Raw genomic sequence first — 14001 nt, 5'->3', positions numbered from 1 at the left:
TGGTCATGAGGGCTGTGCAGATCGAGAGGTTCGGCGGACCCGAGGTGCTGGGGTTCGTGGAGGCCGAGGCGCCCGTCCCGGGGGCCGGGCAGATCCAGGTGGAGGTGCGCGCCTGCGGGGTGAACCCGGCCGACTGGTTCGTACGGGAGGGCGGCATGGGCGGCGGGCTGCCGCAGGGCACCGGGTTCGAGGTGGCGGGCACCGTGTCCCGGGTGGGGGAGGACGTGACGGGCGTCGCGGTGGGGGAGCGGGTCTTCGGCGGCATGCTCTTCGGGGGCTTCACCGCGGGGGCGGCCCAGTTCGCGGTGCTCGACTTCTGGGCGCGGATGCCGGAGGGCATGTCCTTCGAGCAGGCGGCGGCGATCCCCATGAACGGCGAGACCGCGCTGCGCATCCTCGACGAGGTCGGGGTGGCCAGGGGGCACACCGTGTTCGTCAACGGCGGCAGCGGCGCCGTCGGCCAGATCGCCACCCAGCTCGCGGTGGCGCGCGGCGCGCGGGTGGTCGTGACGTCGGGCGAGGCGAAGGCCGCCACCCTGCGCGGCCTGGGCGCCACGGTGGTCGGCTACGGGGAGGGACTTTCCGAGCGGGTGCGCGAGGCGGCCCCGGGGGGCGTGGACCGGGTACTCGACATGGGCCCGGGCGGACAGCTCCCTGAGCTGGTCGCACTGGCCGGCGGCGATCCCGCGCACGTGGTGACGATCACCGACTTCGCGGGCGCCGACGCCCTCGGCGTCCGGGCGAGCGGCCGCGAGGGAACCGAGTTCCGCTTCGACGCCCTGGAAACGATCGCCACCGCCGTCACCACCGGCTCTCTCAGCGTCCCGGTATGGCGCGTCGAGCCCTGGGAGAACGTGGCCGAGGTCCAGGAGTCCATCAAGTCAGGCACGGCACGCGGCAAGACGGTATTGAGGGTGGCCCCCTGAGGCGGCCGCCCTGGCGTGCGGGGGTGTGGCCGGGGGCGGAAGCCGCGCCCCCGCACGCCACCCCGCGGTTCCGGCTGCGCGGGGGAGGCTCAGGCGCGGCCGCCTGGCTGCCCCTCCCGCGATTCGTCGGTGATGTGCACCCCGTAGCCACCGGCCAGCACGTCGAGACCGTGATCGTATCCCTGCCCCACGGCCCGGAAGCGCCACATGGCACCGCGGCGGTAGAACTCGGCGAGGAGCAGCGTGCGTTCCGTGGTGGCCGCGTCCAGGGTGGTGTGCACCAGGGGTGCCGCGCTACGGCCCGGACGAGCCGTCACCTCGATCGCGCCGACGTCCGCGAATGTCGCGGCGCCGTCGAGTGCGGCGGAGATGACGACCTTGTGGCATGCGGGCGGTAGCTGGGTCAGGTCGACGGAGATGGTCTGCTCATTCGGCCCGTCGGTGAGGAGCCGCACTGTCCCGGCGGGGTTCTCCGGAGCACCGTAGAAGACGAAGTCCTCGTCGGAGAAGACTTGCTCATCGTCGTCCAGAGCGAATGCGACAAGGTCGACCTCGCAACGCTTCAGTGGCACCCACGTCGCGGTGGTGTGCCAGGTGGGCGCCCCGGGGACGGCCGGTGCCGAGGTCAGGTCGACGACACCGCCGCGTGGAAGTACGAGGGGCGCGTGCGGTCGCACGGTTGCCCCCGAACTCGCCGAGGTGTCGGGCGAGTTGTCTCCCGGCCTTTCCGAGTGGAGCCACTGCGCGCCGTGCACGGGGAGGCCGAGTTCGGCGACCCGAACCATACGGCTGTCGTTCTCCCCACCCGCGAGCAGGACGACGTCGGTGACACTGCGGGAGAGGTTGACGGCGGCGGAACCCCCCGACCGGACGATGCGGGCTCGCGCGGCAGCGGCGTCCTCGTGCGAGCCGCCGAGGACGAGCACCCGCAGTCCGGAGAGCGGACCGGCCGCCGACGGTGCCCCTCCGCCGTCGACCGTGCTGCCGGGACGTGGCGCCGGGACTGCGACCTCACGCGTGGAGACGGTGCCGGTCGTCGTCCGGGGCGACTGTGGGGCGTCGGTCGACTCCCCGGCCGTGCTGGTCCGGTGAGGTGTTCCGGGACGCACGTCGCCGAGCAGCCTCAGGAAGGTCTCCTCGTCGATCACCGGGACACCGTCGGCGGCGGCTCGGCGGGCCTTGGCCGAGTACGAGGACGTCTCGTTGCTGACCAGCGCGCTGGTGTACCGGCTCACCGAACCCATGACGTTCAGTCCGGCCGAGACCGACAGCGCGACCAACTCCGGCCGTGGGGTCTCGGTCTGCCCGGTGATCGCGACCTTCATCCCCTGGACGAGCGGCCCGTCCGGGCGCAGTCGCCCCGGATTGCGGTACGCACAGGCAGTCTTCGGTGCTGTCGGAACGAAGCGTGGGGCCTGCCGTGGCGGGCACGCCACCAGCGGCAGCGGCAGCCCCAGCCGGTCCGCCTCGCGCAGCGTGCCCCGGAGGACCCCGGCGAGGACCCGGGCGTCGTCCAGCGCGTCGTGCGCGCGGGTCCGCGGCACGCCGTAGTGGGCCGCAAGCGTACCGAGCGTCAAATCCGAAGTGGGCGGGCCCACCTGCCGGTTCAGCGCCAGGGTGCACAGTCGCTGCGACACGGGGAGCGGGAGCCGGGCGCGAGCGAACTCGTGGGCCAGGAAGTCGTAGTCGAAGTGCGCGTTGTGGGCCACCATGACCCGGGACTCGAGAAGTGTCCCGATGCGCCGCGCGACCTGCTCGAAAGCCGGTGCGCCGCGGAGTCGTTCGGCGGTCAGGCCGTGGATGTGCACGGGCCCGGGGTCGCAGCCCGGATTCAGCAGGGTCGAGAACTCCCCGACCGCCTGGCCGTCGCTCCCCACCAGGACCACCGCGAGCGACAGCACCCGGTCCCGGCGGGCGACGAGACCGGACGTCTCCACGTCCACGATGGCCCAGTCATGGTCATGGCCTCGCGGTCCGGGGGCGCCGCAGGACCCGGCGGCTGGGCTCGTGGCGGCGTTGGTGCGGAGGACCATGGCCGTAAGGATGATGCGACATTCACGCTTCCTTCAACCTGGATGGCTATTTGTTGAGGAAAGTCGTGTTCGACCAGACCCTCCCGGGTGCTCGTCGGTCCAGGTGACGGCCTCGCTGTGGTCCGAGCAGCCGGCGAGTACGAGCACACCCGCCGCGACAGCCGTGCCCAGGATGATTCTCCGGTACACCCTCATGACATCCCCCGTGATCCAGAGCCCGTTGGCCCGGCATCGTGCCCGTGTCAAAACCGCCACGCCCTTGGTAGCGCCAGGAGTTGCATCGTCGCCAACGGTTCGTCACGGGGGTGAGATAGCGCTCGCCCCGGCCGTCGGTCGGCCCCTGCATTGGACGGCATTGGGGTCGCTCACGAGCGCCCGACCTGAGCGTGGCGAGAGCAGGTATCAGGGAGGGGAGAGGTGGACGTGTCCCGTCGGTCCACACGTGGTCTTCGCCTCATGGTCGCCCAATCTCGGCAAAGGTGAGGAAAGTGTGGTCGAAACGTCAGGGACGGGCATAACCTGAGCCCCACCTTCCGCCGTCGAACGGCGTGAACGGTATAGCGGTGGAGGTGGCATGGGCAACGAGACACAGGAGCCAGTGGCTGGCGAGGGACTTGTGGATTCGTCCGGTGAGCAGGCCGAGGGCGTGATCCGTGCGGCGGGCAGAGGAGATGCCGCCGCGTCGGTGGCGTCACTTGCGCGCTCCCACGCCCGTCAGATTCCGGACCCGTTTGGCGAACAAGCGCTGCTGACTCCGGCCATGGCAACCGCCCCCGAGAGCGTCCCTCCCGAAGAACGCAGGCGGCTCCTGCAGTATCTGGAAGCCGTCGTCGCCACCCGACCGTCGCCCGTGCACGTCACCGTCGCCTTCAACACCGTGTATTTCGGGTATGACCTCAACGGCGACGGCTACGGTCGCAGCACCCTGCGTCTCGACGAGTTTCCCGTGGTCGCGTTCGGAGAACGGATGCCGTCCCTCCCTGTTGGAGCAATGCTGCGCGTTGCGACAGGCTCTGATCCGCTGTATGCGGAGTTGGTCTACAAGGAAGGTGCGCATCCGGCGATAGGCGCCCTGGGAGAGTTACCCGCCTGGGTGTCCGGAGCACCCGCCGGTGCCATCGGCCCGGGCGGACTGGGCACTGACGCGGTCCCGAGGCGCCGTGAACTTCTGGTGCTGGACCCCCACGCGTTCGGCGCCGGGCTCAGCCTCTCACCAGCTCAAATGCATCGCTTGCGGAGCAACCAGCGCTGGATCAACGAGGATGGCCACGTCCTCGTCGACGCCTCTCACGCGTCACGGAAGGCCACCCGACCCGATGACCTGTCCGCTTATGCGGACCATCTGTTGACCACCGCACGTGCACAACTTCTCAGTCCACTGGTGCCGGTATCGCTGGCCTCGCTCATGGGCAGCACCCGCGACGACGCCCTCCGGATCGGCCTGCTCCACCTCCTCGGCATGGTGCGGGACGTCCTTGTCTCCAGCGAACTGCTGCGCATGTGGGGGCCGTACGCTGTCGCGAGGAAGGATCTTGCTGCCCGTTGGCGGGATTCCGGGCCACTCGGTGGGGACGACCTCAGGTCGCTTGCGACCGCGCTGGAGCGTGCGGCCACTCCGTCGTCGGGGCGGCACGGTGTCTCGGGGCCGGTCACGGTTTATACGGCCATCGGGCCGCGCTTACGTGCGTTCCACGGCGCCCGGGATGTCCTCGCAGGGCTTGGTTACGCGTCGGCGGTATGTCATGCGAACATCGCGATTGCCGACGTGATCAGCGGGGACAGCGAGAGAGGACTGTTCCCCAACGGCACCCGGGTGGCCCTTGATGACTCTTTCGAAGGAGGGGCCATCTGGCGCTCTCATGCTCCCGGTGATGAGGAGGCATCGGTCGACCCCCTGTCTCCGGCCGGACGCGGGTGGGCCCGCACGATGCCGGACCGCTCCGAAGAAGACTTGGAGCCGGTCGACTCACCGGCTACCGAGGACAGCGAAACCAGGCTGCACGAGGTCGTTCTGAGCGAGGGCGGGGAGACCGTGTGGCGGACTTCGCTGCGTCTCGCCCACCTCATCGACCGCTGCCTGCCGCTTCCCCCGAGAGTCGCGCAGGGATTGGGGAGGGCACTCGGGGCGCGATGCCGGGTCCGACTTGAATTCGATCACCCCGGAGTCACCCACGGCGAAGGCGAGGTAGTGCAGAACACGCTCGCCGAGTTCGACGACCACGCCGGGCGCCTAATCGAGGTGACCTGGCCCCAGAGCTTCTTTCCCGGACTGCTACTCAACCTACGCTGGTCGCACGGCAGTCAGACTGTCCGGGCGGCCACGACCCCGCTCGGTGAAGCGGTCTGTGTCGACGGGCGCTTCATCGGACACGCTTATGACCCGCGCGTGCTCACCAGGGAGGATGCCCCGGGTTGTGACCGTAACGCTGATACGGCGATGGGTCTGGAGCCACGGCAGTTGGTTCTACGTACCGTGCGCCGCTGCGGTTTGCTCACAGTGGACGGTCACGCCTTGCTTGACCGCCAAGGGCTCCCCGTCGCCGTCTACGGCCAGTGGCCGCCGAGAAGGCAGGTCGCGGCGCTGGAGACCGCCGTCGTGCAGTTGCTGGTCGAGCACCGCCTGGAAACAGATATAGGGAGCCGCGACGGCGCGGGTCGCCCCTACTTTCCCGCACGTCAAGGTGAACAGACCATACCGCTCGTCGCCTACCGTCCAGCCACAATACGTGTGAGGCAACCCTGGGGCGTCGCACAAGCCGGTGAACCGCTGCGGCACGTGCAGTTTGTTCCAGGCCATCTGCGCCGCCTTTTGCCGGGGCGCTCAGCGAGCGCCACCCAGCGGGCAGCATTCCGTGAGCACTGTCGAAGCCTCGGCAAAGCCGATGGCTGGGAGTTGCCGGAGGGCTACACGTTCGTCACCCAGCACACCCGAGGCCACTGAGGTTCTCGTCAGACCCTGCCCGGTCACCCGATTGGAGAACGCGCACATGCAAGACCGCTACCACGTCCTTGCGGGGCCGCCGGCGTCCCCGCAAGGCGTGTCGGTCGAGGGCCTCGGGGCCCTGGCCGCAGCGCTCAACGCCTTGGAAACACCGGCCGCCGCAGCTCTGGACGACCTTGAGGTCGGCATGGTGGAACTTGCCTTCAACTCGCTGCCTCCCCGGGAGCGGCAGACGCTGCTGCGGGGCCTCGGGATTCGTATGGCAGCCCCGCGGCGTGCTGGGAGTGCTCTGTGTCGAGACATCCTTACAAGGCTTCGGCGCGGAATACGGCAGAGCGCTTGCACCTGCGATCTGAGGAGTCTCACCGGGACCGTGAGGGGCGACCTGGTGAGCGTTGTCTCGGGGAAAGGCGACTCGCTCCCCGATCCGCTCGCAAGGTGGGGCGACACACTCGTGAGACTCACCGTCTTCGCGTGGTGTAATGCCTCGGTCGTCGACGCGTTCCTTCTCGACTGGGCGATGGACCAGACTTGGTTCAGCGCGTCGATGAGCGAGCAACAGTTCGAGGCTCTGCGTCTGGTAGTTCGGCCCCTGGTCCAGGCTCATCCCGGCTTTATGTCTGATGCGCCGAAGGCCATCCCGCAGCAGCCCAAGGTCACGGCTTCGCTTGTGGACGACGTCGGCGCCGAACCGGACTCCGCCGCCACGGCCGACGCTGTCGGCAACTCCTCGATCGACGAGCCGCAGACGGATGCAGAAGACGATCCGGATCTGGAGGCGACCTGCCGAAATCTGGAAGCCGCCCTCACTTCAGCCACAGATGCCGCTCGACGGGTGACGGAAACGATTGAGGACGGTAGACCTCCCTCGACAGATGACTTGACCGAACTGAACGGCCTGAGCGCCGCTTTCGAACGGGCCAAGAGCCTCTTTGCCAAGGCGGGCATCGAAACGAAACGCTTTGGCCTTCAGGAGCTGAGCCGGACGGCGCGGGAGTACAGAGCAACGCGTGACCGAGACCGTGCCCTGCGAGAGACGCTCTCACCCCTGGTGGCCATCACCTGCCTGCCGAACAGTGCGGTGGCCCCGACCGTCGACGTGGTGCACACCCTTGTGGGAGGACTGCTTGAGACGTCCAAGTGGAGCGAGGCGGAGCGGCGGGAGGCTGTGGCGCTTGCCGCTCTTGCCAGGCTAATTGATCTCCAGGGCCGAGGAGAGACGCTGGCGGAGATCCTTGACCTGCAGCAGGAGGTGGTGCGGACCCTGCCGACTTGCGCACCGGCCGCCGTCATGGCGAGTGAACTGGTACTGCCAGCACCTTCTTACGGGCACGCCGACTCTGCGCTCACCCGACCGGGGGAAGAGGGGACGGGTAGGGCCGGTCCGACCAGCCGGTCGAAGAAGCCGGAAAACAACAGGGGAGGAGTAGATTCTTCTGTCGGCACCAGCTCAAGCACTACTGGCCATGTCGTCCCGGGGCGGCCCGACCCGGTCGCGGGCGCCGTGGGGGCCGCGGCGCCCGCGGAGACGAAGGAAGCGCGCCCTGCTGGTCCACTGTCCCCACGGTCTGCGGGTATAGCCCCCGAGCAGCGACCGGTAGACCTCCCAACCGAGATACCGGACGACGTCGATGCACCACAGCCTGCAGGCGAACCGGAGACGGCCGATCCGCAGGAGCCCGTCGAAGGTATGCCTGGCGATCGACCTGCGGTCTCCCTATCCATCGTGACACGTGCCGCCAAGACGGCTTCCACGGTCACGCGCCCCGCTGACGAGACCGCCAAGTCGCCCACTGCCGTGAACAGCGGGCTTGTCGAACAGAACGTGGGTCAGCAGGTGGACGCGGACGACACCACGGTCGAGTGCGCTCTGGCCAAGCTGATCGAACAGCGACGGTTCGGGCTTGCCCACCACGTCGCGCGGGCTGCGGGCTGCCCTGCTTCCCAGGTCAACGCACTGCGACTGGCCGGTGCGGCAAGACATCTCACCTCAGCCATCAGCCAGGATGCCCGGGTGGTCGCGAACCTGCTCACACAGCAGAGCAGTTATGCGGGCCCGGATGCGGAAGGCAGCGAACTCCTGCTCTTCCCTGCCCTATTGCGTGCCGCACTGGTCACAGGTGATCATCTCGCCGGTGCTCAGCTCAAGGCCCTGGCACAGCGCCTTCCCGTTGCGCTGGCGGAGGTGGCGACCGCCGTCGGGGACCGTGCGCTCAGCGGGGCCCTCATGCTCTCGTCTCCTCTTGCGGTCTTCGCGGACGCGTCCGAGACTGAGGAACGGCTGCGGGAGCTACGGGAACAGGGCGAGAGCCTGTTGATGCCACCGAGTCTCCGGTTCGTCAGGGCTTTCGAGATGGCCAAGCAGTGGCTGGCGCCCGAAGGCGGCCTCCTCGGTTCCATGCTCAGGGCAGTCGCTGAGGACGACCGCGCGACGCTTGAGACCGTTCGGCAGCAGGCTGAACGGCTGTCGAAGTTGTCTGAGATCAACGGTGAGATCGACCGCCTGGACCGCAGGCATCGCGGGCCCAGCGGAAAGCCGTTGCAGGGAGCCGGACGGCAGGACCTCGTCCATCTCGTCGAGCGATCAGTGAGCCTCGCCCAGGAATGGTGTCTCGCGGTCGGCGACGCCCGGCGAAACGCTCGCTCGCATGTCAACCGTGCGGACAAGGAGATCTCATCGCTACGGCAGTCGATGCTGGCTCGCCAGGGCGATGTCCTGATGGAACTGGAACGGATGGCTACACGACCCGATGCCGTGGTCGCGGCTTCCGCGTCGGCAGCCCACGCTGCTATGGGGGAACTCTTCGGTCTGTTGTCCGGTGGCGTGCGGAATGGAAGCCCGGCCGGCATGTCGGATCCCGACATCGTGCTTGACGTCGAGCTGTTGAAGGTTTGCGACGCCGTGGACGAGCAACAGCCACTCGACCGTCTGCTTTTGGCGATCGATCGCGACTGGCGGGTGGGTCTGGAAGAGCGGCTTGGCCACGATGCCCTCATCGCGGCTCGCACCATCGTCGAACTCGATGCTTGTGACGAGCTTCCGGGCCGGGCGGGGAGCGGCGGGGCCGGACTGCGGACCCTTGCCGACATCGAGGAGTGGGCGGCCGGGAGACGGGATGCGCTGAGGGCGAGGCATGGCGAACTCGTCGCGGATCTGCACGCGGCTCACGTGGATGGTGCCGTGACGGAGGACCAGGACCTGTCACTCCAGGAGTCCCTTGCCGCGGCCCGAGCCCGCCTCGACGACCCGAACCACGTCGATCTGCTGGACGTGCGGAGGGCGCTCGACAGGGTCTCCGGTCACCTGCCTGTGTACCGCAGAGAAGCGGCTGATCGTATCAGGGCCAGATTGGACGCGCTGGAGACGACGAAGGAGCAACGTTCCCAGGTACTTCGACACCTCGGCACCGGAGGTCTGGCGACGGCGGCCGACCTCGTTTACTTCCTGGAGATCGGTGAAGAGGTTCCCGAGATCGAGTCGGTCGAGTTCCATCTGACCGAGTTTTTCCCCGCCGTGCCAGTCGGCCTGCCCAAGGGCATCGATGACGAGATCATCGCGCTGATCCGCTCTGGTGGGCGTCACCCCGACGTACCGATCCTCGACTACGGACAGCTATCCAGCGACGAAGCGGCGCTCGCAGCAGACGCCCTGCATGAGTGGCGTGAGCTGGGTGCCGCCGAACCGAAGGACCGGTCCGGCGTCGACGTCGAGGTGCGGTTGCTTTCCGCGCTGAAGTTGTTGGGCTACGACGCCAAGAGCGCCCGGTCGCTTGCCGATCTGTCGCCGCAGCGGCGTGAGTATCGATTTTTCGAAGCGACCGGCGTCGAGGTCAACGGCCGAGCAATGGTGCCGGAGTTCGGATCGCAGATCGAGGAACAGGGCGGAAACCTGCGGGTGCTGGTGCTGTGGGGTCGTCCGCCGGCCAAGGTCGTTATGAGCCGCGCATCCCGAGATCCCAGTGAGACAAGTCTGCTGGTCGTCTATTTCGGCACTCTGAGCCGCGAGGCGCGGGCGGAACTCGCCGCCGGATCGCACCGGTTGCAACCGCTTCTGGTGGTGGACGACGCAGCGCTGGCATACCTTGCGGCCCGTGGGAACCGCCAAGTCAGCACAGCCACGCAGATTCTCCTGCCCTTCTCCGGGGTGAACCCGTACATCCGCGAGAAGCGGGGCAGGATTGGCGGGGAGATGTTCTACGGACGGGACGCCGAACGCGGGAGCATCATCAAGCCGGGCGGCACACAGGTCATCTTCGGCGGCCGGGGCCTGGGAAAGTCGGCCCTTCTCAGCGACGCCGGAGCACGCTTCACGCGTCAGCGGCTGGGGTACCACCTGTCGATCTACGTGAACCTCGACCAGGAGAACATCGGCAAGGGGAGTTCGCTGGGACCGGAGATCCTCTGGAGCGTCTTGAGCAATGAACTGACGTCCACTCAGGTTCTCGGGAGGCAGCAAGGAAGAAAGGCTCCCCAGGACGACTTCAAGCGTGTGCACGAAGGGGTCTGTGGTTGGCTCGAAAAGGACTCCAGACGCCGGTTGCTGATTCTGCTTGACGAGTGTGACCGGTTCTTCGAGGCGGACGCTCCCCGGTTCGACCAGACGAAGAAGCTGAAGAAACTCGGCGACGACACCATGGACCGGGCCAAGGTGGTCTTCGCGGGTCTGCACTCCGTGCAGCGCTTCTCCAAACTGGCCAGTAACGGTCCGTTCGGGCATCTCGCCCAGACACCGAAGGTGATCGGGCCGCTCGCGCCACAAGTCGCTGCCGACCTCCTCCTCAAGCCGACGGGGGCGCTCGGCTTTAAGATCGACGATGTTGATCTGGTCAACCGGGTGCTTGGCTACTGCTCGTACCAGCCGTTCCTCTTGCAGATGTTCGGTCACCGGCTGGTAGAGGTGATGCACCGCAAACGGGCACGACCTGGCGCCGAGGGCCCTCCTTACACGGTGGAACTTGACGATATTGAGGCCGTGGAGTCCGACACCGAGCTTCGGGCAGGCATCTCGGCCGCGTTCAAGGACACGCTGAGCCTGGACCACCGGTACGACGTGATCGCCAATGCTCTCGCCTATCACGCCCGTCAGCACGGCTTGGAGGTGCGGCTCACGGATGCGGAGCTGCGGGAGGAGTGCGAGAGATGGTGGCGCGAGGGATTCGAGCGTCTCGACAGCGAGGGCTTCCGGTGCTATCTGTCCGAGATGGTGGGGCTCGGCGTTCTGGCACCCAATCACGACGGCCGGGGATGGCATTTGCGTGGGCCGAACGCACTGCGCATGATCGGTACGTCTCATGAGGTCGAGGCTCGCCTGTTGAGAGCGGAGAGAGACTGCAAGCTTGAGGCGAGCATCGTAGTCGAAGGACGGCCGGAGCTCTCCGACGGGCGCCCGGCTCCGCTCACCATCACGCAACTGGACGATCTTCTCGGCAACCGCGCAAACCAGACAAGGGTGGTCCTTGGCACGGCGGCCACGGGGGTCACCGACGTGGAGGCCACCCTGCGGGCGGTCCCTGCGCGCATCTCGGACTGGAAGTTGCCCCCCGTCGGCCGGCCCTCCGTCTATAAGCAGGAACTCAAGGGCGGGCGTCCCGGTGAACGCCGGGTGGTCATCAGCGATCTCGCCCGCTACGCGACCAAGCCGCACGCATGCCGCGACGCCGTCGATCTGGCGGAGGCCTACCTACCTTCCACTCCCGGAGTGACTCGCGCGGTCGTGCTCATCACCGACCCCAGGCAACTCGACCTGTGGCGTTCCCTGCTCATGGGAGAAGAGCAGACCTCCGCGACTCCCGTGGTCCTGCGCCGTCATGACCGCCGCAGTCTGCACGACTGGGCACAACGACAGAAGGCCGAGGTGTTCAGCACAGATGAACGCCTGCGCAGGCTGTACGCGCTCACGGGCGGCTGGCCGATCCTTGTTGACCTTACTCATCAGCTATACGGTGAACTCGGCGACGCCGAGCAGGTGTTGCAACGCCTCGCTGACCTGCCCGCCGACCGTGGGAAGGTTCGTGAGTTTCTTGACGCGACCGGTATCCGAACTGATCCGGTGCTGATGACGGGTTACCAGTCGGTTGCCAGGGTATTCGGAGACGAGCTGCTCGACCCCGAGATCGCCGTGGCGGCAATCGACGAACAGATGGGGGACGAGGAAGAGGCTCGCTGGATCTTCACGTGTCTCGATGCTCTCCAGGTGTTCGACCACGAGGAGGGACAACTGCGCCTGGAGCCGCTGCTTCGCCAGTGCGTCGAACTCGTCGTGTGACGGTCCTCCCGGGTGGTGTGCCTTCCAACGCGTCTGCTGTCCCTCACGGGAGACGGCCGGGCGGAAGGCGCAGGCCCGTCGGTCTGACGGAGTGCTGCGGCCGCCGACCGCAGTACCGCGCCCTGTCCTGGCCCCGCCCTCACACTTCGCCCGGCCTGCGTCGTCGTCCTACGGGATCGACACCCGTCTACCAGGGCACCGTCTCGCCCCGGTAGTTGACATAGTGCAGCCCCGGCCTGCCGGTGTGGGCCTCGATGGTGTCCACGACGCCCGGGATGCTCTGGTCCACGGAGAGCGGCGCCTGGGAGCCGCCCAGTTCGGTGCGGACCCAGCCGGGGTCCATGAGGAGCAGTGTCCTCGGGTCGTCGGGGCGCCGGGCCGCGTAGCAGCGCATGAGCTGGTTGAGGGCGGACTTGCTGGCCCGGTACAGGTCCTGTCCGCCCCTGGTGTTCAGGGACACGCTGCCCTGGCTCGACGACATGACGCCGATGGTGCCCGACGGGGCGACGAGGGGGCCCAGGGTCTCGACCAGCCGCATGGGGCTGAGCGCGTTGGTGGTCATGACCTCCGTGAACATGTCCGTGGGCACCTCGCCGATCGGCAGGTCGCCCCGGGTGACGGCGGCGTTCACGAAGAGCAGGTCGAGGGTGCGGTCCGCGAGCCGGGCGCGCAGCGCCGCCACCTGCTCGGGCACCGTCATGTCGACGGACTCGACGCTGACGTGGTCGGGGTCGGAGTCGGCGAGGTCGTGCAGGCCCGTGCGCTGCTCGCCGCGCACGGTGCCGATGACGTCCCAGCCGCGCCGTGCGTACGCGGTGGCGAGGGCGAGTCCCAGGGTGCGGGACGCGCCGATGACGAGGGCGGTCCTGCGGGTGGCTTCCGGCATGTCGTTCCTGTTCGGGTGGGTCGGGGGGTGGGTGGGCGCCGTCAGGCCGTCGCCGCGGGCTTCAGCACACGCTCGCACCACTCACGGAAGGAGGTGGGGCTCGTGGTGTGCTCCGTGCGCGGTTCTCCGGCGTCGAGGCCGTCGTCCTTGGCATGCTTCATGTCGACGAGGCCGCGGACGAACGCCTCGCCGAGCCCGTAGCCGCGCAGTTGCGCGGCGAGTTCGTCCGGCGCCTGGCGCTCGTAGCGGACGGGGCGGCCCAGCACCTCGGCCATGGTCCCGGCCATGTCGTCGGGGGAGATGTCCTCGGGTCCGAGCACCGGGACACTGCCCGTGCCGGTCCACGACCGGTCGAGCAGCAGCCGCGCGGCCGCCGCGGCGAGGTCGGCGGTGGCCACCGAGGGCGCCCTGCGGTCCGCGGCCACGGTGTCGGTGAACACGCCCTCGTCGCGGATCGAGTCCAGGTCGCCCAGCAGGTTGTCCATGAAGGAGGGCGCCGTGACCGCCCGGTAGGCGACCCCGGTGCCCGCGATGAGGTCGTCCATGGCGAGCGAGGCGGTGACCAGCCCGGCGCGCCCGGCGGCGGCGGTGCCGCGGCCGAGGGCGGAGAGCCCGACGACATGGCCGACGCCGTGCCGCGCGAACGCCTCGGCCGCGGGCCTGGTGAAACCGGAGAACGCGGCTTCGAGGCTGGGCGCGGCGGTGTCCGGGGGCACGAGCCAGAAGACGGCGCCGGCTCCGGCGAAGGCGCGGTCGACGACCTCGGCGTCGCCGTGCGAGCCGGTCACCACGTCGACGCGCTCGCGCACATCGCCGGGGAGCCTCGCCGGGTCGCGGACGATCACCCGGACGTCCTCGCGCGACTCGCTCTCCAGGAGCAGACGCAGGAGCCGGCCGCCGATGTTTCCCGTGGGTGTCGTGATGACGATCATGCTTCAAGTCTCCGGGCG

The 14001-nt window shown here is 68.3% G+C and carries 6 protein-coding genes; 3 read left to right on the top strand and 3 right to left on the bottom strand.

The annotated features are described in order from the left end of the window. Positions 1–5: 5 nt before the first annotated feature. A complete protein-coding gene (locus ACIBIW_RS11510) occupies positions 6–926 on the top strand; it encodes an NADP-dependent oxidoreductase (protein WP_399334564.1) in 921 nt (306 codons plus the stop codon). A gap of 89 nt (positions 927–1015) precedes the next feature. Here the strand turns inward: ACIBIW_RS11510 and ACIBIW_RS11505 are convergent, their stop codons facing one another. Then, positions 1016–2959 (bottom strand): TerD family protein, encoded by a 1944-nt coding sequence (locus ACIBIW_RS11505; protein ID WP_399334562.1) that lies wholly within the window; start codon positions 2957–2959, stop codon positions 1016–1018. 574 nt (positions 2960–3533) lie between these two features. On the opposite strand from ACIBIW_RS11505, the gene ACIBIW_RS11500 reads away from it, so the two are divergent. Further along, complete coding sequence (locus tag ACIBIW_RS11500; protein ID WP_399334560.1) at positions 3534–5900, top strand: hypothetical protein; 2367 nt, start codon at positions 3534–3536, stop codon at positions 5898–5900. Positions 5901–6354: 454 nt separating this feature from the next. Then, positions 6355–12165, top strand: coding sequence for a hypothetical protein (locus ACIBIW_RS11495; RefSeq protein WP_399334558.1), 5811 nt, complete (start codon positions 6355–6357; stop codon positions 12163–12165). A gap of 187 nt (positions 12166–12352) precedes the next feature. On the opposite strand, the gene ACIBIW_RS11490 is transcribed toward ACIBIW_RS11495, so the two are convergent. Further along, positions 12353–13051 (bottom strand): SDR family oxidoreductase, encoded by a 699-nt coding sequence (locus ACIBIW_RS11490; protein ID WP_399334556.1) that lies wholly within the window; start codon positions 13049–13051, stop codon positions 12353–12355. Between the two features lie 41 nt (positions 13052–13092). Further along, positions 13093–13983, bottom strand: a complete 891-nt coding sequence (locus ACIBIW_RS11485; protein ID WP_399334554.1) for an NAD(P)H-binding protein — start codon at positions 13981–13983, stop codon at positions 13093–13095. Between the last annotated feature and the right edge of the window lie 18 nt (positions 13984–14001).

The sequence above is a fragment of the Streptomyces sp. NPDC050560 genome (genome assembly GCF_044457285.1).
Taxonomy (GTDB): Bacteria; Actinomycetota; Actinomycetes; order Streptomycetales; family Streptomycetaceae; genus Streptomyces.
This window is presented reverse-complemented; position numbering and strand designations above follow the sequence as displayed.